This window comes from Hyphomicrobium sp. D-2 (genome assembly GCF_029872155.1).
Taxonomy (GTDB): domain Bacteria; phylum Pseudomonadota; class Alphaproteobacteria; order Rhizobiales; family Hyphomicrobiaceae; genus Hyphomicrobium_A.
The window spans coordinates 156,252-175,752 of sequence record NZ_JARXLA010000005.1 but is presented as its reverse complement, the minus strand read 5'-3'; the positions used below and the strand labels follow the sequence as shown (position 1 = coordinate 175,752).

Annotated in this window: 16 protein-coding genes; 6 read left to right on the top strand and 10 right to left on the bottom strand. The window is 61.2% G+C overall.

Annotated elements, in window-relative coordinates; translation table 11 throughout:
• Nucleotides 1-44: 44 nt before the first annotated feature.
• The 8 genes from QEZ49_RS10885 to QEZ49_RS10850 all read right to left on the bottom strand — a co-directional run bounded on the left by QEZ49_RS10885 (nucleotide 45) and on the right by QEZ49_RS10850 (nucleotide 8,886).
• The gene (locus QEZ49_RS10885; protein WP_280386813.1) at nucleotides 45-1,382 is read right to left on the bottom strand and encodes an APC family permease; all 1,338 of its coding nucleotides are present in this window, start codon (nucleotides 1,380-1,382) and stop codon (nucleotides 45-47) included.
• 201 nt (nucleotides 1,383-1,583) lie between these two features.
• Nucleotides 1,584-3,062, bottom strand: a complete 1,479-nt coding sequence (gene gatB, locus QEZ49_RS10880) for an Asp-tRNA(Asn)/Glu-tRNA(Gln) amidotransferase subunit GatB (protein WP_280386811.1) — start codon at nucleotides 3,060-3,062, stop codon at nucleotides 1,584-1,586.
• A gap of 25 nt (nucleotides 3,063-3,087) precedes the next feature.
• Complete coding sequence (locus tag QEZ49_RS10875) at nucleotides 3,088-3,528, bottom strand: polymer-forming cytoskeletal protein (protein ID WP_280386809.1); 441 nt, start codon at nucleotides 3,526-3,528, stop codon at nucleotides 3,088-3,090.
• Nucleotides 3,529-3,800: 272 nt separating this feature from the next.
• Nucleotides 3,801-4,091, bottom strand: a complete 291-nt coding sequence (locus tag QEZ49_RS10870; RefSeq protein ID WP_068461730.1) for a hypothetical protein — start codon at nucleotides 4,089-4,091, stop codon at nucleotides 3,801-3,803.
• Between the two features lie 240 nt (nucleotides 4,092-4,331).
• The gene (locus QEZ49_RS10865; RefSeq protein ID WP_280386807.1) at nucleotides 4,332-4,673 is read right to left on the bottom strand and encodes a chorismate mutase; all 342 of its coding nucleotides are present in this window, start codon (nucleotides 4,671-4,673) and stop codon (nucleotides 4,332-4,334) included.
• A gap of 39 nt (nucleotides 4,674-4,712) precedes the next feature.
• A complete protein-coding gene (gene gatA / locus QEZ49_RS10860; RefSeq protein ID WP_280386804.1) occupies nucleotides 4,713-6,215 on the bottom strand; it encodes an Asp-tRNA(Asn)/Glu-tRNA(Gln) amidotransferase subunit GatA in 1,503 nt (500 codons plus the stop codon).
• A gap of 8 nt (nucleotides 6,216-6,223) precedes the next feature.
• Nucleotides 6,224-6,511 carry an Asp-tRNA(Asn)/Glu-tRNA(Gln) amidotransferase subunit GatC gene (gatC, locus tag QEZ49_RS10855; protein ID WP_280386802.1) on the bottom strand — a complete coding sequence of 96 codons (288 nt, stop codon included), beginning with the start codon at nucleotides 6,509-6,511 and terminating at the stop codon, nucleotides 6,224-6,226.
• Between the two features lie 107 nt (nucleotides 6,512-6,618).
• Complete coding sequence (locus tag QEZ49_RS10850; protein WP_280386800.1) at nucleotides 6,619-8,886, bottom strand: fused MFS/spermidine synthase; 2,268 nt, start codon at nucleotides 8,884-8,886, stop codon at nucleotides 6,619-6,621.
• Nucleotides 8,887-9,045: 159 nt separating this feature from the next.
• On the opposite strand from QEZ49_RS10850, the gene ruvX reads away from it, so the two are divergent.
• Together ruvX and QEZ49_RS10840 are read left to right on the top strand one after the other, a co-directional pair.
• The gene (gene ruvX, locus QEZ49_RS10845; protein ID WP_280386798.1) at nucleotides 9,046-9,549 is read left to right on the top strand and encodes a Holliday junction resolvase RuvX; all 504 of its coding nucleotides are present in this window, start codon (nucleotides 9,046-9,048) and stop codon (nucleotides 9,547-9,549) included.
• Between the two features lie 205 nt (nucleotides 9,550-9,754).
• On the top strand, nucleotides 9,755-10,966 hold the full coding sequence (locus QEZ49_RS10840) for a hypothetical protein (protein ID WP_280386796.1): 1,212 nt from the start codon (nucleotides 9,755-9,757) through the stop codon (nucleotides 10,964-10,966).
• Nucleotides 10,967-10,968: 2 nt separating this feature from the next.
• Here the strand turns inward: QEZ49_RS10840 and QEZ49_RS10835 are convergent, their stop codons facing one another.
• Nucleotides 10,969-12,663 carry an isovaleryl-CoA dehydrogenase gene (locus QEZ49_RS10835; protein WP_280386794.1) on the bottom strand — a complete coding sequence of 565 codons (1,695 nt, stop codon included), beginning with the start codon at nucleotides 12,661-12,663 and terminating at the stop codon, nucleotides 10,969-10,971.
• Between the two features lie 128 nt (nucleotides 12,664-12,791).
• On the opposite strand from QEZ49_RS10835, the gene QEZ49_RS10830 reads away from it, so the two are divergent.
• The 3 genes from QEZ49_RS10830 to asnB all read left to right on the top strand — a co-directional run bounded on the left by QEZ49_RS10830 (nucleotide 12,792) and on the right by asnB (nucleotide 17,147).
• The gene (locus QEZ49_RS10830; protein WP_280386793.1) at nucleotides 12,792-13,751 is read left to right on the top strand and encodes an aspartate carbamoyltransferase catalytic subunit; all 960 of its coding nucleotides are present in this window, start codon (nucleotides 12,792-12,794) and stop codon (nucleotides 13,749-13,751) included.
• Complete coding sequence (locus QEZ49_RS10825; protein ID WP_280386791.1) at nucleotides 13,748-15,082, top strand: dihydroorotase; 1,335 nt, start codon at nucleotides 13,748-13,750, stop codon at nucleotides 15,080-15,082. The genes QEZ49_RS10830 and QEZ49_RS10825 overlap by 4 nt, the downstream gene beginning before the upstream one ends.
• Before the next feature lie 235 nt (nucleotides 15,083-15,317).
• Nucleotides 15,318-17,147, top strand: coding sequence for an asparagine synthase (glutamine-hydrolyzing) (asnB, locus tag QEZ49_RS10820; RefSeq protein ID WP_280386788.1), 1,830 nt, complete (start codon nucleotides 15,318-15,320; stop codon nucleotides 17,145-17,147).
• A gap of 97 nt (nucleotides 17,148-17,244) precedes the next feature.
• On the opposite strand, the gene QEZ49_RS10815 is transcribed toward asnB, so the two are convergent.
• The gene (locus tag QEZ49_RS10815; RefSeq protein WP_280386786.1) at nucleotides 17,245-17,820 is read right to left on the bottom strand and encodes an acyltransferase; all 576 of its coding nucleotides are present in this window, start codon (nucleotides 17,818-17,820) and stop codon (nucleotides 17,245-17,247) included.
• 380 nt (nucleotides 17,821-18,200) lie between these two features.
• On the opposite strand from QEZ49_RS10815, the gene QEZ49_RS10810 reads away from it, so the two are divergent.
• Complete coding sequence (locus tag QEZ49_RS10810; RefSeq protein WP_280386784.1) at nucleotides 18,201-19,496, top strand: nucleotide sugar dehydrogenase; 1,296 nt, start codon at nucleotides 18,201-18,203, stop codon at nucleotides 19,494-19,496.
• Nucleotides 19,497-19,501: the final 5 nt, after the last annotated feature.

The window sequence follows — 19,501 nt, the reverse complement described above, 5'->3', positions numbered from 1 at the left end:
GTTACCATTTTTTGCGCGCGTCTCCACACGGCCGAAAGAAGCAATCAGGGCAGATTGATGCGGCGACCGGTGAAGTGGCGGTAGATCGCTTCGAAGGCGAAGGCCGCCAGCCCGATGCCCACCAGGGCAATGATGGCTGCCGGCTCCTTCTGATAGGTGTAGACCGCAAGGATGCAGAACATCGCCAGACAGGTGAGCATCGCCAGCCAGACGATGAAGGGATTGGCGCCGGTCTGTTTCAGTATCCGCAGATGGCCGCCATTGACCGCCGCATAGAGCAGCAGGAACGCAGCGCTGCCCATCATCGCGATACCGGCGAGATCGAACATCAGCATCACCACGATCACCAGCGCCGCCGTCAACAGAAGGCCGCCCGTCGCCTGCCGCCATTCGATTTGCGACAGCCGCTTCGGCAGTTCGCCGTCGCGCGCGATCATGTAGCAGATGTTGGCCGAGCCGAAGAGCGTCGCGTTGATGGCAGACGCGGTCGACAACAGCGCCGCGATGGCAATCAGCCGGAAGCCGGTTTCACCCAGAAACGGCTTTGCCGCTTCAGCCAGCGCGTAGTCGCGCGTGCGCTCGATTTCCGCGTTGGTGAGATTGCCCGAAACGGTGAGCGACACCGCCAGATACAGAATGATGACGAGGATCACAGCGGTATAGAGCGCACGCGGCAGCATCTTCTTGGGATCGCGCATGTCGGCTGCCGTGTTGGTGATGAGGCCGAAGCCCTCATAGCCGATGAACAGCAGCCCGGCGCCGAACAGCACCGACTCCGGACCCGGCCATTGCGATGGCGAGAGGTTCTCTCCCTTCACGAAATACAGTCCGATGACAGAGAATAGGATGAGGATCGCCAGCTTGATGCCGACGATGATGGTTTCGCCCCGCCCCATCACCTTGGCGCCAAACGCGTTCAGCAGTGTCACCAGCAGCACTGAAGCGATGGCCAAGCCTTTGATCAGCACGGGATCGGGCGTTGTGGAAATGAAAGTGGCGGCGTAATTGCCGAACGCCATCGCATAGAGAGCCAGCGAGATAATGTATCCGGCCCACATGAACAGGTTGAGGCCGCCGACGAACACGCCGTCGCCATATCCGACAACCAGAAAGCTGACTGCGCCGCCGGCTGACGGATAACGCGTGCCCAGCTTGGCATAAGAGTAAGTGGAGAGCAGCGCCACAACGCCGCCGATTGCGAACGCCGCCCACATCGCGTTGCCAGCGGCTTCCGCAACTACACCGAGGATGGAGAAAATACCGGCCCCGACCATGCCGCCGATGCCGATCGAGACAGCGGCTGCCATGCCGATCTGTCCGGCGCCTGAGCGTGTGCCGGATGAAGAACCGGATGCGACGGACTTTACGGTGCTGTGCTGCATGGCGCCTCGCCCACGTGGATGCCACGCGCGAACACACCGATGCTGATCTGATTGATCCGGATGCCCATCAAGCGGCGCGCGCTTAGCAAAACGCTACGGCGGCGAGACGTAACAAAACCTTCTATGCAGCAGGAAGAAGCGATGGCATCGGCGTATAAGCCTTGCCATCGCTAATCAGCCTCAACCCTTCAGGGGTGAGATTTATTCAATACCGAGCTTCTGCTTCAGGATCTCGTTGACGGCCTGCGGATTGGCCTTGCCGCCGGAGACCTTCATCACTTGGCCGACAAACCAGCCGATCATCGTCGGCTTGGCCTTGGCTTGCTCCACCTTGTCAGGGTTTGCCGCGATGATTTCATCGACAGCCTTCTCAATCGCGCCGGTGTCGGTCACCTGCTTCATGCCGCGCGCTTCGACGATCTCGGCCGGATCACCACCCTCCGACCACACGATCTCGAACAGATCCTTGGCGATCTTACCCGAGATGGTGTTGGACGAAATGAGATCGACGATCGCGCCGAGCTGGGAAGCGGAAACCGGCGAGTCGGCGATGTCCTTGCCTTCCTTGTTCAGGCGGCCGAACAACTCGTTGATGACCCAGTTCGCAGCAACCTTGCCATCGCGGCCTGAGGCTACAGCTTCGAAGTAGTCAGCCGAAGCGCGCTCGGCGACCAGAACAGTCGCGTCGTAGTCGCTGAGGCCGAACTCCTGCGTGAAGCGCTGCTTCTTTGCGTCCGGCAGCTCCGGCAGCGACGCCTCAAGCTCGCCGACGAAATCCATCGTCAGCTCAAGCGGAAGCAGATCGGGGTCGGGGAAGTAGCGATAGTCGTGCGCTTCTTCCTTGGAGCGCATCGAGCGCGTCTCACCCTTGCCGGGATCGAACAGCCGCGTTTCCTGATCGATCTTGCCGCCAGCTTCCAGAATGTCGATCTGGCGCCGCGCTTCCGTTTCGATCGCTTGACCGATGAAGCGGATCGAGTTGACGTTCTTGATCTCGCAGCGGGTGCCGAGCTGATCGCCGGGCTTGCGCACCGAGACGTTCACGTCCGCGCGCAGGTTGCCCTTTTCCATGTCGCCATCGGACGTGCCGAGGTAACGCAGAATGGTGCGCAGCTTGGTGACGTAAGCCTGCGCCTGCCTGGAGGAGCGCATCTCGGGCTTCGACACGATCTCCATCAGCGCAACGCCGGAACGGTTGAGATCGACGTAGGAATAATCCGGATGCTGATCGTGCACGGACTTGCCGGCGTCCTGCTCAAGATGCAGGCGCTCGATGCCGATCGTCAGCGTCTCGCCGTCAGCATCGATCTCGATCTCGCCCTCGCCGACGATCGGCTGCTTGAACTGGCTGATCTGATAGCCCTGCGGCAGATCCGGATAGAAATAGTTCTTGCGGTCGAAAACGCTCTTCAGATTGATTTTCGCGTTGAGACCAAGTCCCGTGCGCACCGCCTGTGCGATGCACTCCGCGTTGATCACCGGCAGCATGCCCGGCATGGCCGCATCCACCAGCGACACATGGCTGTTGGGCTCAGCGCCGAAGGCGGTGGCTGCACCGGAGAACAGTTTCGACTTCGACGCCACCTGGGCATGCACTTCGAGGCCGATAACGACCTCCCACTTGCCCGTGGCGCCCTCGATCAAATTCTTTGGATTGCTGGCGGTAGCCGATTCCTGCATGGGTAACTCCTTGCCAGCGCCCTCGTTATCCCACCGCGTCGCGCAGGGCAAGCGGCTGCGGGCCGGTCAGAAAGGCGCGATCATCCTCAACGATCTCCAGCGGCTCCGGCGCGAGCGAGAACGGATCGGGATGGCGGCGCGATTTGCCCTCGAAATAGCACCCTTCCTCAAGCACCAGCTTGCGGTGATAGATGTGCCCTTCGACATGGCAGCCGGCGCACAGCACCAGTTCGTTGGTGTAGATGGTGCCTGAGCATTCCCCGCGTACAACAACGCGGTCAGCGACGACAATGCCGCCTACATCGCCGCGCTCAATGATGATGAGTTCCCGGCAGCGCACTTCGCCATCGACGGTGCCTTCGATTGTGATCTGGCCATCGAGCGTCAGTGACCCGATGATGGTCACAGCCCGCTGAATGAGCAGCGAGCCGGCAGAGCGGCGCCGCCCCGCAGTCAGGTTCATCATGACGCAATACCCCGAATGAACACTCGTCCCCGACGTCTGCCCGAGCTTTGTTACGCCCGTGCATCGTTTTTAGGCGGCACCATAAATGGCTTCCGGAAAAGTGGGAACCGCTTTTCCGGGAAGCAGCCAGATCATTCAAAAGCTAGCCGGAGTGGCGTGGCGCTTTTCGGGCAGCCCCGTCCGCCGCGCGAGAAAGCGCGCTGACAAATATCAGCGCTGGTTAACACCCGCAGATACACGGATATAGCGGACGACGGAGCCGTCAGAGGCCTTCAGGCTTTGCGCCGGGCGATCCAGTAGCCCAGCGCCGCCCAGGCGAGGCCGGCCACGAATTGCACCGTCAGCAGCGCCGCTTCTCCACCCAGCGCGTGGATGGGCAGCAGGCCCACCGCTGCTGCCAGCCAATAAACCGCGAAACCGGCGATGGCAGCCACAAACCCGGCCAGGATCAGTTTCTGCCACTGGTCACAGCGGCGGCCCATCATCACCGCGACGACAATCACCACCGGATTCAGCAGCGCCAGCTTGAGCAAGGTGACCGGATCGAACGCGACGATTTCCATTTTTTATTCCTGCGGACTCAAGCTGCGAGAAACTTCGTTCAACCGACATGGTACCGGTAGATGGCCGGCGCACGCGCCGGGGCGCCTTGCGCCCTGTTACCATTCCGTGCCGAAGCCGAACAGCAAACTATTCCTGCGGACTCGCGTGGCGAGAAGCTTCGGAGAACCGGCGTGGGTGCCTGCCGAGAGCCGGCGCATGCGCCATGCGATCCGGCAACCCAGCGTCGTACCCGCGCCGAGTCACGGATTGCTGGCGTCAGCGCTGCCCCCGCCGTTGCCTTCCATCTGCCGGCGCAGCTTCTCTTCCTCATACTGCACGAACCAGCCGATCATCTGCCGCCACAGCGCTTCGGTCAGCTCCGGCGGCAGACCCTTGTCGTTGGCGTGGGCGCGCACCTTGTCGATGACCTGCTGAATGCGCCACGGCACGTAGGCTTCGGCCGGATTGGCCTTCAGCTGCCAGGCGCGATCGACAAAGCCAAAGCGCTGCGAGATCAGATCCACGAGTTCGCGATCGAGGCGATCGATCTCATCGCGCACCTCGGCCATCGACGTGCATTCCTGCGGCTGACGCCCACCCATGTCATCTGCTCCCGCTGCTGTCGCGTTGTCTGTTTGCCGTTAGCGCGCCGTTTCCCACCAGCGCTGCGGCACCCTGAAGTGCCCTGCAGCATCCTCGATCACCTGCGCGGCACGGAACAGCGTCGCTTCATCGAAAGGTTTACCGATGAGCTGCAGGCCGAGCGGCAGACCATCGACCGAAATACCAGCGGGCACCGAAATGCCAGGCAGGCCAGCCATGTTCACCGTAACGGTGAAGATGTCCTGCGCATACATGGCCATCGGATCATCCAGCTTTTCGCCGATCTTGAAGGCCGGCGTCGGCGTCGTCGGGGTCAGCAGCACATCAACCGACTGCCACGCGTCGTCGAAGTCGCGCTTGATCAGCGTGCGCACTTTCTGCGCCTTGAGGTAGTAGGCGTCATAATAACCGGCCGACAGCACATAGGTGCCGATTAGCACACGCCGCTGCACTTCCTTGCCGAAGCCGGCAGCGCGCGAGTTTTCATACATGTCGATGAGATCTTTGCCCTCGACACGCAGGCCATAGCGCACGCCATCGTAACGGGCGAGGTTTGAAGAAGCCTCAGCGGGCGCCACGACATAATAGGTTGGTAGTGCAAATTTCGTATGCGGCAGCGATACCTCATGGATGGTGGCGCCAGCGGCCTTCAGCCACTCGATGCCTTCCTGCCAGAGACGCTCGATATCCGGCGACATGCCTTCAACGCGATATTCCTTCGGCACGCCGACGCGCAGCCCCTTTACGCCCTGCGCAAGCGCGAGCTCATAGTCGGGCACCGGCGTTTCAACCGAGGTAGAATCCTTCGGGTCATGGCTGGCCATTGAGCGCAGCATGATCGCGGCATCGCGCACCGTCTTGGCCAGCGGTCCGGCCTGATCCAGCGATGACGCAAACGCGACGATGCCCCAGCGCGAGCAGCGCCCGTAGGTTGGCTTGATGCCGACAGTGCCGGTCAGCGCCGCTGGCTGGCGAATGGAGCCGCCGGTATCGGTTGCGGTTGCACCAAGGCAAAGATCAGCGGCAACGGCAGCGGACGAACCGCCCGACGAGCCACCCGGCACCAGATTTTCCGAGGTGAGCTGGCCATCGGCACCGGCACGACGCCACGGCGAAACCACCGGTCCGTAAGCGCTGGTCTCGTTCGAGGAGCCCATCGCGAACTCATCGCAGTTGAGCTTGCCGAGCATCACGGCGCCCGCGTTCCACAGATTGGAACCGACCGTCGATCTGTATGTCGGAGTGAAGCCTTCAAGAATTTTCGAGCAGGCGGTCGTTTCCACATCCTTGGTGCAGAACAGATCCTTGTTGCCGAGCGGCAGCCCCTCAAGCGGGCGCGCATCGCCGGACTTCAAGCGCCGGTCGCTTTCCTCGGCCTGCTTCAGCGCCAGTTCGGGCGTGGTCCGCACGTACGCATTGAGTTGCGGATTCGCGACTTCAATGGCGTCGATGAACGCCTGCGTCAGTTCCGTTGCCGACACTTCTTTTTTGCGCAGCTTGTCGCGCGCTTCGGCGATGGTGAGCTTGGTAAGATCCGTCACGGTTATCGCTACTCCACCACCTTGGGCACCACGAAATAATGGTCTTCGACCATCGGCGCATTCTTCACGATGTCATCGGCGATGTTGCCGTCGGTGATTTCGTCCACGCGCTTTTTCAGCTCGATGGGCACAACGCGCGTCATTGGCTCGACAGTGGTTGTGTCAGCCCCATTCAGTTCTTCGGCCCAATCCAGGATGCCGGAGAGTTCACCCTCCAGAGATTTGGCATCCTCATTGGAAATCTTGATGCGCGCCAGGCGCGCAATGCGCCGGACCGTCGTCTCGTCGACCCGCATGGCTCCTCGCCGGTATGTTGAACGTCGCTCGGGTTGCAAGCGCCCGCACTCTTAGCCCCGCGCGCGGAGACGCGCAACTTAACCGTCACGCCTGCCCCCGATTGCGCTCAGAAACGTTTCCGCTGCGACAGAAACGGCCCCAGGATATCCGATGCATCGTCGGTCCAGGCCGAAACGTTGCCTTCGTGGAAGTCCTGCGCCCCGGGTAGCGCCCGATAGGGATCAAGTGCCAGCGTATCTTTGGCAAAAACGGCAACCGTGGACGAATTCTGGGCATAGGTGCCATCGGCATCGTCATCCGAAACGATCAGTCCCTTTAATTCCGGCACCAGCGGCAAAGTGGCCCCCAGCACCGCTTCCAGATCAAGATAGCGGTTGGAGATATGCAGGACGACCACGCCGTTGTCGGTCAGCTTGCGGGCATAGAGTTGCAGCGCCTCCGCCGTCATCAGGTGAACCGGCACCGCGTCTGACGTGAATGCATCGATGATCAGAAGATCGAAGCTGTGGTCGGGCTCCTTCTCCAGCGTCAGGCGGGCATCGCCCACCACGCCGTCGAAGTGCGGCTGACAGTTCGAAAGAAACGTGAAGTGCCCCGACTTCGACGCGATATCGACCACCAGCGGATCAATTTCGAAGAAGCGCCACTGCTCATGCTTGCGCGAATAGCAGGCCAGTGAACCGGCGCCGAGGCCAACCACGCCGAAGCGGCCAGTCTCGCCCAACTCGTCCATCTTGGCCTGGGCAATCTGAACCGACTTGGCCATGGGGCTGCCCGGATAATAATACGTGCCAGGCGTCACATCGGCGACGGTGTTGCCCTTGAAATCGCGAATGCGCTGCGCGCCATGCAGCGTCGTTCCATGCGTAAACACATTGAACTCGGCATCCTCGGACTGCGCGACGCGGTAAACGCCGTAATAGCTGCGCTGCGCATTGCCGCGTTTCACCGCCGACGGCAGAATTGCCACAACCGTAAACAGCAGCAGCACGGCAACGAGCTGGCGTGCCCGATAGCGCCAGAACAAAAACGCGGCAGCTGCAAATACCAGCGCGACAACAGGCGTCACGCCCCACTCACCAAATTCGTATCCGTTCATGATGAGCCAGATCGGCACGTGATTGATGATCACAGCGCCGACGATGAAGATTCCCAGCAGCCAGACCAGCTCTCGCACCAGTGTGGTACGCGTCGTGAAAACGCCCGGACGGCACGCCAGCGAAAGCGCAATTAGCAACGGATACTCAACCACCTCGGAAAAAAGCTGCGGCGCTATCAGTGCTGCGAACAGGCCGCCGAGCACACCGCCAAACGACATCCAGAGATAAAACTCGGTGAGGTAGTGCGCTTTCGGACGGTTGAGAAACAGCGTGCGATGCGCCACCAGCGCGGCAAGGAAAAACGCGGCCAGCCCCGCCACGCTGGTCAGGGTCCATGTGTCGTGCTTGGTCTGCGACAGCTCCAGCAAGGCAAACACAACGACGCCGAACTGCAATGGCAGCAGCAGCCACATTGGCAGCGGCAGGCGCGTCTGAAACGCGATCACATACGTGAGCAGGTAGAGCGCCAGCGGCAGCACCCATAGCAGCGGCGCGGATGCGACGTCGGTGGTGATGTGGGTGGTGAAAGCGGTCAGCAGCGCGGCCGGAATCATAGCCAGCCCGCACCATGCTGCCCGCTCGCGCCAGCCCGGCGCAGCCCCTGCATCTTCCGCCGCGGTCTGCTGCTTCACTTCCAGAGTGCCGGCCCGGCGGCGCACCAGCAGAAAACACAAGCCAATGGCAACGATCAGCACGCCGTAAAGGATCGTCCAATATTCGCTCAGCGCCGTCAGGCCGAAGGTCGGCTCAAGCAGAAACGGATATCCCAGCAGCGCAATGAGACTGCCGAGATTTGAAGCGCCATAAAGAAAATAGGGATCGGTGGCGTGCGGATGACCGGAGCGCGCAAACCATGCCTGCAGCAACGGCGCATTCGCCGCCACGGCAAAAAACGGCAGGCCCACTGCAACAGTGAACAATCCGAGTTGCCAGAGATATGGATTTCCGGGCGGCGGCTCGTTCCAGCCTTCCGGCAAGCTGATCGGCAGCACCAGCAGCGCCAGCAGCGCGACCGCCAGATGCACAAAGCCGGTTGAGGCCGAAGGTACGTTGCGGATCAGCAGATGCGCATAAAGATAGCCCGCGAGCAGCGCCGACTGGAAGAACAGCAGCGCCACCGCCCAAACGGAAGACGAGCCGCCCAGAACCGGCAGCACCATCTTCGCAAACACCGGCTGAATGGCAAACAGCAGAAATGCGGAGAGGAAAGTCGTCGCGGCAAAGACTACCAGGGTGCTCGGCCCAGCGTTCACGGCTTCGTTATCTTGCTGCACACCATCCCTCGTTGTGTGGCTTTGATCCCTAACAGCTGCTTTGATCGCATTAGAATCTAAACAAAGCCGCCCTACCGCATGCCCGGCGGTAAATACGTTTACCAAGCCCGATGTGGAGTATATGAAGCTCCAACCCGCAACAATCCTCAGGGCGCCTTTATGGCAAATTTATCTGGCGACCCCGATCGCGGCACCACCACCGATGACATCGAGGCCTTCGCAGCAATCATTCCCGCTCGCGCCCCGCTGATCGGCATCGATGCCGGTACGAAAACGCTCGGCATCGCCCTATCCGACATCACCCACACGATCGCCTCGGGGCTGACAGTCATCCGGCGCACCAAATTCAAGGAAGATGCCGCCGAACTGCTTCGCCTCATCGCCCTGCACAAGGTCGGCGGATTGGTGCTGGGCCTGCCGACGAATCTCGACGGCACCTCAGGCCCACGCGTGCAGGCCACCCGCGCGTTCGCCCGCAACGTCAATGCGCTAACGCCGCTGCCGATATTGCTGTGGGATGAACGGCTATCAACCGCAGAGGCCGAGCGCATGCTGCTGGAAGCGGACGCCAGCCGCAAGCGCCGGGCGCAGGTGATCGACAAACTGGCCGCCACCATCATTCTGCAGGGTGCGCTGGACCGTATGCGCTTCATGCACCGTTAGGCCGCATCGGGTCCGGGCGCGTTAGCCCCCGTCAGAACTGCGCCGTACCCAGACGTGCGGCCCGCGCCCCGTTAACTCTCAACATATTTTGGCCCGCGACTTGCCGGGCCGGGGCACGCTTCTGTCCCATGCGCGCCGCAATGGCTTGCAACGCTTCCAGCCCGCTACCCAGTTGAGGTGGGTCGGTAGCTGAGTGGGTCAGTACATGTCGCAGGCAACACAACTTCTCCGTCGGCGTTCGGATGCGCGCCGCATTGCTCCGTTGCCGCCGCTTTCCGACGACCACGCAAATTACGCTGCCCGCTTTACCTATCCGGCCCGGCGGGATGTGCGCCGTTTGATGCGTTCATCGTCACGCCTTGCCGATCTCGCCATCGTCTTTCCCGGCGCGGCCTATGCGATCGCCAGCCGCCACACACCGCTTGAAACGCGCAAGACCGCCATCGCACAGGTTGAGGCGGGCGAAGCGCTGAAAGCGGTTGCCGCCACGCTCGGCCTGCCATTGTGGCTGCGCCGTCTTCCACCCGAAGCCTTTGACCAGCCAATCAGGGCGCTGCCGCATGGCGAAACATTCACCCGCCGTATCGCCAGCAGGATGCCCGCTGACCCTGCGCACAGCGCAATGTGGCTGCAGGCGGTGACATTCGGCACACGCGCATGCAGTGATGATTTTGCGCTGTGGCTGGCCGATCAGAGCATCTACGCCGAACCCGGCGACCCGGAGCGGATGTTTGGCGTGCTGGCCAGCTATGCGTGGCACTCCCGCGCGCCGCACACCCGCGCGCACAGCCTCATCGTCGTGCCATGGCGCCCTGAGATTGCTTTCGACACGGCCCTCTGCGCGGCAAAAAGCTGGTTCAGCCGCATTCGTCTCACCCTTCAGCTCAGCGACGGTGCCGTATCCGATCCGTGGCTGTCGGGCGGCCTTGTGCGTGGTTACACGTTCGTGCCGCTGCTCGATCAGGGCGAGATCCTCATCGAGGCGCGCGCGATGCAGAATTGCGCCGATCAGTATGCCGATCGTCTAGCCAGCGACCGCTGCCGCCTGTTTTCCATCCGTCGCCACGGCGATCACATCGCGACGCTGGAAATCGCCCCGCACCCGCGCGAAGCCGGCATGCTGACAATCACGCAGCTCAAAGGCCGGCACAATCTCGCCGCACCGCTGGAGGTCTGGCAGGCCGCCTATGCGTGGCTGGCGGGACAGACCAATCTGCGCCGTCTGCCGCCGCGCAACTTTCCCGATCGCCAGTTCGACAATGCGGCGTGGACCGATATTCTTGCGGACTATCGCGCTGCAATTGAAGGTGCCGCCTGGTTGCCGGAAGCGGCAACGCCTGTCGTATTCGACGAACTGGAAAACGAAATGGGCGAGCTTGCACGCCGCGCCGGCGTTTCATCCTGGCTGTTCACCTGAACCTAGCTCTCGTTGGGTGACGCCCGCGCGATAATGGCGCGCACGTCGGCGTGCTCCAGACCCTGCCCGTATGTCTGTCGCGGATCGCCAAACAGGCGCGTGGCGATGAAGGCATCGGCCACTGCGGGTGGCGCATGGACGCGCAGAATGGTGGCCGCAGCCAACACGGCAAAACTTTCGACCAGCGTGCGGCCGCGCGCATCAAGGAATTTCGGTTCCTGCAGCATGCCTTCAATGCGCGCATGGGCCCGGCGCAGGTGTTGATCGTCGCCAGCACCGGCCAGCAGTTCTTCCATCACCGATTCGACCGCCATCGGCTCGCGCTGCAACACACGCGCGACATCCAGCGCCATGACGTTGCCGGAGCCCTCCCAGATGGAATTGACCGGCACCTCGCGATAGAGGCGCGCCAGCGGTGCTTCCTCGACATAACCGTTACCGCCAAGGCATTCCATTGCCTCCGCCGCCATCGACGGCGCAATCTTGCACACCCAATATTTGGTGACCGGCGTCATCAGCCGCCGCCATGCCGAAGCACGTGGATCATCCGAGCGATCGAACGCGCGCGCCAAACGGAACGCCAGTGCCGTCGCCGCTTCCACATCGAGCGCCAGATCGGCCAGCACCTGCTGCATCAGCGGTTGATCGACCAGCGTTCGCCCAAAAACGGATCGGTGTTCGGCGTGGTGGATAGCGTTGGCCAGCGCCGAACGCATCAGCCCCGCCGATGACACCGCGCAATCGAGCCGCGTGTGCGTCACCATCTCGATGATCGTCGCAACACCGCGACCGATCTCACCCACCGCGCGCGCATAAGCGCCGTGGAACTCCACCTCCGACGATGCGTTCGAGCGATTGCCCAGCTTGTCCTTCAGGCGCAGGAAGTGCAGCGCATTGACGGAGCCATCGGGCCGAAAGCGCGGCACCAGAAAGCAGGTCAGCCCGCCGTTGCTGCCACCAAGTGATTGCGCCTGCGCCAGCACCAAAAATGCATCCGACATCGGCGCCGACAAAAACCACTTGTGGCCCGTGAGCCGATATTCACGTCCCGGGCCGCCTTTGCCGCCGATGGGCTCGGCTACGGTGGTCGCGGCCCGCACGTCCGTGCCGCCCTGCCGCTCCGTCATGCCCATGCCGAGCGTGATGGCCGTCTTGGCGCCCGGCGGAGCAAAACTCGGATCGTATTCAAACGGCAGGATGCGCGGCACCCACTCGGAAGCGATTTCGGGTTGCTGCAACAGCACGGGTACAGCGGCGCTGGTCATGGTTATGGGGCAGCAGTGTCCGGCTTCCATCTGAGCCGCCATGTAGAAGGCACCCGCGCGGGCGACATATGCTCCGGTGCGCCGCACGCCGTTCCGATCCGCAAGGTGGCTCCAGACTGAGCTATGCAGGCCCTCGGCGCAGCTTGTGCGCATCAGCGTGTGATAGGCGGGGTGAAACGTCACCGTGTCGCGGCGATTGCCGTAGCGATCGTGCGTGGCCAGACGCGGCACATGCTCGTTCGCCAGCCGCGCCCGCTCCAGAGCCTCGGCGCTGCCGGTGATCACGCCAAAAGCGCCCAGCGCCCGCGCGGCGTAGCCGCCGCCCTCCCGGTCAATCGCCTCGGCCAATGCGGCATCGGACGTGAACAGGTTCACATCCTCGAACGGGGGCGACTGGTTGAATTCGCCGGATTTGTCGGTTGGTGCGACCATTTCAGCTGTTTATTGCGCTTCTGGCTGTGGCGCGGCTACCCGCCCTTAACGTATTCCCCAGCTCATATGCCCGGGGCGCTTGGGCGCAGTTGCCGAGCCCCATGAGTCTACCTATACAAACGGCTTTGATGAACAATGCTGTAGCCAAAGTCGAGACGCTCCATTTTCCGCACCGCCACCTCCTCACTGTGGAGGGGCTGGGCGCTCAGGAGATCCATTTCCTGCTGGACCTTGCCGATCGCTTCGCCGACGAGAACCGTCAGGCGGGCAAACGGCATGATGTGCTGCGCGGGCGCACCCTGATCAATCTGTTCTTCGAGAACTCGACCCGCACGCAGGCCTCGTTCGAGATGGCCGGCAAGCGCCTCGGTGCCGACGTGATGAACATGAGCGTTGCGACGTCGTCGGTGCAGAAGGGCGAGACGCTCATCGATACCGCTGTGACGCTCAACGCGATGCGGCCCGACCTTATCGTCGTGCGCCATCATGCGGCGGGCGCGGTGGAACTGCTGTCTCAGAAGGTTGACTGCTCAGTCATCAACGCGGGTGACGGTTCACACCAGCATCCGACGCAGGCGCTGCTTGATGCCCTCACCATCCGCCGTGCCAAAGGCCGCATTGAAGGGCTGACGGTGGCGATCTGCGGCGACATCCTGCACAGCCGCGTGGCACGCTCAAACATCATTCTTCTGAACACGCTCGGCGCCCGGGTGCGTCTGGCGGCACCCTCCACGCTGCTGCCCGCTGCGCCGGAACGGCTGGGCGCGGAAGTCTTCACCGACATGTGGAAGGCCGTTGAAGGCGCGGACGTAGTGATGATGCTGCGCCTGCAGCGCGAGCGCATGGAAGGCTCGTATGTGCCGTCAGTGCGCGAATACTTCCACTTCTTTGGCCTCGACCATGAAAAGCTGGCGCGGGCCAAGCCCGACGCAATCGTCATGCACCCTGGCCCCATGAATCGTGGCGTCGAAATCGCCTCCGCAGTCGCCGACCATTCCTCCAGCGTGATCCGGGAGCAGGTTGAAATGGGCGTTGCGGCGCGCATGGCTGTACTCGATGCCCTGGCCCGAAACCTGACGAAGCGATGAACACAACACCAAGTCCGCTCTCCAAACGTCCGCAGCGCGCGCACTCCGACGCGGCAACGGCATTCATCAACGCGCGCATCATCGATCCCGCCACCGACCGGGATGAAGCGGGCGGACTGATCGTGCGGAACGGGCTGATCGAAGATCTGGGCCCTCACCTGCGCCGCAATGCACCGGAAGGCGCGACCGTCGTAGACTGCAAGGGGCATGTTCTGGCACCGGGCCTGATCGACGCGCAGGTGTTTGCCGGCGAACCGGGCTTTGAGCATCGCGAAACACTGAAAACCGCCAGCCATGCCGCTGCTGCCGGTGGCGTCACCACCATGGTCGTGATGCCGGACACCAATCCGGTGATCGATCAGGTTGCGCTGGTCGATTTTATCCAGCGGCGCGCGCGCGACAATGCCATCGTGCACGTCCACACCATGGCGGCCATGACCAAGGGCCTCAACGGCGAAGAGATGACCGAGATCGGTCTACTGAAACGGGCCGGTGCGATCGCCTTTTCCAACGGCAAGCGCTCGATCGCCAATACGCGCGTGATGCGCAACGTGCTGCTCTATAGCCGCGACTTCGGCGCGCTGATCGTACACCACACGGAAGATCCTTATCTCTCGGCCACCGGCGCGATGAACTCGGGCGAGGTTGCAGCACGGCTTGGTCTTTCCGGCATCCCGAAAGCTTCCGAGACGATCATCCTCGAACGCGACGTGCGCCTCGTAGAGATGACATCCGGCCGCTATCACGCTGCAACCATTTCGACCGGTGACAGCCTTGCGGTTGTTCGCGCTGCCAAGGCGAAACGCCTGCCCGTAACATGCGGCGTTACCATCAATCATCTGACACTGAACGAGAACGACATCGGCCCCTACCGCACCTTCTTCAAGATGCGGCCGCCGCTGCGCGCCGATGCTGATCGCGCCGCGATGGTTGAGGGCCTGGCATCGGGTGATATCGATATCATTGTGTCGAGCCACGACCCGCAGGACGCCGACGACAAGCGCCGCCCGTTCGCCGAAGCGACCGATGGTGCGGTGGGCCTTGAAACGCTGCTGCCCGCTGCGCTGCGGCTGCACCACTCCGGCGAGTTACCGCTGATGACCATTCTGCGCGCGCTCACCATCAATCCTGCCAAGCTGCTTGGCTTGCACTCGGGGCGTCTGGCCAAAGGCAGCATCGCCGACCTCATCATCTTCGATCCCGATGAGCCATGGGTGCTCAACAAGGACCAGCTCCGTTCTCGTTCGAAGAATTCACCTTTTGACGAAAGCAAGATGCAGGGCCGCGTGACGCGCACGGTGGTGGCTGGCGAGACGGTTTATCAGCGCTAACCGGGCTTTGGCTCCGCGCGTAGCGCTTTTAGCGATCTTCTGATCACGCACCACGTGGTACAAAATTTGGCATCGTTTAGTTCGCGATGGACTTCAAGACCGCTCACCTGTTACGCGGCAATTCTATGCGTTTGATCAGACAGGCTGCCGAACACGAGGCAGCTTCATCTAAATGCGCGCCGGATAACCGCCACGCGCAGCGGCGACGAACAGGTCGGCAGGGGGCCGTTTTTGCATGTGTGGGATTGCTGGCTTCGTTCGCACCGATGGCGCCCCGGCTGAACGCGCGACCATTGAGCGAATGACGGATGCCGTCCGGCATCGCGGCCCTGACGGCAGCGGCCATTTCGTCGATGGTCCATTGGCGCTAGGCCACCGCCGGCTTTCGATCCTCGATCTGAGTGAGCACGGTGCGCAGCCGATGCACGACGCGCGCGATGCGCTTGTGCTGACCTTTAACGGCGAGATCTACAATTACCTCGAAATCCGCGATGAACTGCGCGCCGAGGGATACACGTTCCGTTCCGACACCGATTCCGAAGTTATCCTGGCCGCCTATGACCACTGGGGCGAAGCATGCGTGAACCGCTTCAACGGCATGTGGGCGTTTGCCATCTATGACCGCCAGCGGCACCAGCTTTTTCTTTCGCGTGACCGGTTCGGCGTAAAGCCGCTCTACTATTTCGAGAACAGCAGAATTTTTGCGTTCGGCTCCGAGATTCGCCAATTGCTGCCGTTCTGCGATCGCGTCGGCGCCAATATGGGTGTGGTGCAGACGTTCCTCGTCACCAGCTTCAGCGATCTTGACGACCAGACCTTCTTCAAGGACATCCGTTGCCTGCCGGCCGGGCACAACGCGACCTTCGATCTCGACCGGAACTATTTCAAGATCCAGCGCTACTATGAAGTCACCCGTCGCGAAGACATCGGCAAGCTGTCGATCCCCGATGCCACCGAGCAGTTTCTGAGCCTGTTTGACGACGCAGTGCGGTTGCGCCTGAGGTCGGACGTCAAGGTTGGAACCTGCCTGAGCGGCGGGCTCGATTCCTCATCGGTTGCAGCCACGGCATCCGGTATCTACCGGCAGGCTGCCGATGGCCGCTTCGGCGCCATCACCGCGGTTAGCGAACAATCCTCAAACAACGAAGAGCACTTCGCGGAGATGGTCGTTCGCTCCAGCGATCTCGACTGGCATCGCGCGCAACCCAGCTACGAAGACTTCGTCTCGTCACTGCCCCGCGTCGTGGAAGCTCAGGAAGAGCCGTTCGGCAGTCCGTCACTCACCATGCAGCACTTCGTCATGAAAGCAGCGCGCGACAACGGCATCGTCGTGCTTCTTGACGGTCAGGGCGGCGACGAAACACTGCTCGGCTATGAAAAATATTACGCGGCCTATATCGCCACCGCTTTTCGGAGAGATGGCGTGGGCGCAACGATCGCGGCACTACGGGCATCAGCGCGCAATAACGCCAAAATGCACCCGCTCAACATGGCGAAATATGTCGTCGGAGCGCTGGCGGCGCCTGCGCGCTATGCATTCTACAAGCGCCGCCACCGGCACTTCAGCCAGCATGCGCCGATGCCCAATGCGCTCTCCGCATTCTCCAAAAGCTGTCTCGACAGTTTCCGGCTGCAGAAGCTGGAAATCAGATCCACAAATCTGCCCGTCCTGCTGCGCTATGAAGACAAGAACTCCATGGCCCATAGCGTTGAGGCGCGCCTGCCATTTCTGGATTACCGCCTGCTGGAGCTGAGCCTGTCGCTGCCGGACCGCTATAAAATTCGCGATGGCTGGTCCAAATGGATTCTCCGCAAGGCAATGAGCGAGAGACTTCCCGAAAACGTCGTATGGCGCAAAAATAAGTTTGGCTTCGAAGCCCCGGAAGATATCTGGCTCAGCAAACATGCCGACGAAATGCACCGGACTGTCATGGCGTCACCGTTACTGCGGGAAATGACATCAGCAGCCGCGCTTGAGAAAGCCATGCAACGGCTGGACAAGCGCAGCCGCTGGAGGCTCTACAGCGTCGCATTGTGGGAACGGCAATTCGGCGTAACGGCCTGAGCGGCCCATTTGGCTGTGATGATCTAACCGCGGCGCAGCTTGAAGGTGCATCACGCGCGGCTCGCCTTCAATCCAATACCGAGCGATCCCGGTTGTACTACCCTTGGGCTTCAACCAGTTTCAGCGCGTCGCCGACCATTTCATAGCGCTCGCCCGTGCGCGGGCAGATCAGCGTCTCGTCGAGTATCTCGCCCGACCGTGATACCCAACCCATCCGACGCGCGGGCACACCGGCCATCAATGCAAACGCCGGTACCGACTTGGTGACAACCGCGCCCGCAGCAATCAGACAATATTCGCCCAGCTCATTGCCGCAGACGATCGTTGCGTTAGCGCCAATCGTTGCTCCGCGCCGGATCCGCGTAATGCGAAACTCATCCTTTCGCTCAACCTCGGCGCGCGGATTTATAACATTTGTGAACACTGACGACGGACCGCAGAACACTCCGTCCTCCAGTTCAACGCCCTTATAAAGCGAGACGTTGTTCTGGATTTTGCAGTTGTCACCGACAGGCACATTGGGGCCAATCATGACATTCTGGCCAATGGAGCAATTGCGTCCAATGCGGCACCCCGAAAGGATATGGCTGAAATGCCAGACTTTCGACCCCTCGCCCAGTTCGACGCCATCATCCACGTAGGCACTTTCGTGCACAAAGGGTTCGCTGCTCATTCGTCTTTGCTTTCGTATTGGCGTTCTGATGCGCGGATAGGCCAGCTTCCATTGAAGGGAACCTGGCCCCAAGTGTGACAACCGTTATTGCCCGACATGCAGAAAATTCGGACTTAGCGGCCCCAATGCACCGCTATGATATGCGATCATGGAGACTAGCGACAGGTTCCATTCTGCGCGGCAGCAAAACCTCTTATCCCCAGCAAATAAGTTGCAAAACAAGCATTCCCTGAGCTATCCACTCTTGCTGGCGGAGACGTTTTCACAGTGTCTACATGGCGCCTCTTCCAACACCTCTTTCGTGACTGCCACGCATTTTTCTCCCAGCCGGGATATCTCAAACCGAATATCTTCATTACAGCAATTGCAGGATTTTTTCCGTGGACAGAGTTGAAGGAAATATTGCGCTTATCGGACTCGGCTATGTCGGATTACCGCTTGCCGTAGAGTTCGGAAAAAAGCGCCGCGTAGTCGGCTTTGATATCAATGCCGAACGCGTTGATGAATTGCGCAAGGGCGTCGACCGCACGCTCGAAGTGGAGCCCGATGAGCTTGCCAGTGCAAAGCAGCTTAGCTTCACCAGCAATCCTGATGATCTCAAGGACTGCCGCTTTTTCATCATCACGGTTCCCACGCCGATCGACAATGCCAACCGGCCGGATTTGAATCCGCTGATCAAGGCTTCCAATACGGTCGGCAGCGTGATGCCGAAGGGCGCCATCGTCATTTACGAATCGACCGTCTATCCCGGCGCGACCGAAGAGGTGTGCGTTCCGGTGCTGGCGGCAGCGTCCGGCATGGTCTTCAACCAAGACTTTTTCTGCGGCTACAGCCCCGAGCGTATCAACCCCGCCGACAAGCAGCACAAGCTGCCAACGATCGTGAAGGTGACGAGCGGCTCCACGCCAGAGATCGCCGACGTCGTTGATGCGCTCTATGCGTCGATCATCACCGCCGGCACCCACAAGGCCAGCAGCATACAAGTGGCCGAAGCATCGAAGGTCATCGAGAATACACAGCGCGATCTCAACATTGCGCTCATGAACGAATTGTCTGTTGTGTTCGCACGCGCCGGGATCGACACCGCCGAGGTACTGGCTGCTGCCGGCACGAAATGGAACTTCCTCAATTTCCGGCCCGGTCTGGTCGGCGGACACTGCATCGGCGTCGATCCCTACTATCTGACGCATAAAGCCGAGCAGATGGGATACATCCCGCAGGTGATCCTCGCCGGGCGCCGCATCAACGACAACATGGGGCGCTACGTGGCGCGCAACACCGTCAAGCGCATGCTGAAAAGCGGCATCGACGTGCCGCGCAGCCGCATCGGCGTGATGGGCATCACCTTCAAGGAAAACTGCCCCGACGTGCGCAATTCCAAGGTCGTCGATCTTGTGCGCGAACTTAAGGAGCACGGCGCCGATGTGATCGTCGAAGATCCGCTCGCTGATCCCGTAGAAGTTCGCGAGGAATACGGCATCGAGTTGTCAAAGATCTCGGCCGACACGCCCGTCGACGCGCTGGTCGTAGCGGTCGGCCATGACAGTTATCGCAAGCTGACATCCGACGAGATCAAAGCCCGTGTGCGCGGCGCCGCACCCATTCTTGTTGATGTCAAATCTCTATACGACCGCCACGAATTCCAGAATCTGGGGTTCACCGTTTTCCGGCTTTAGCTCTC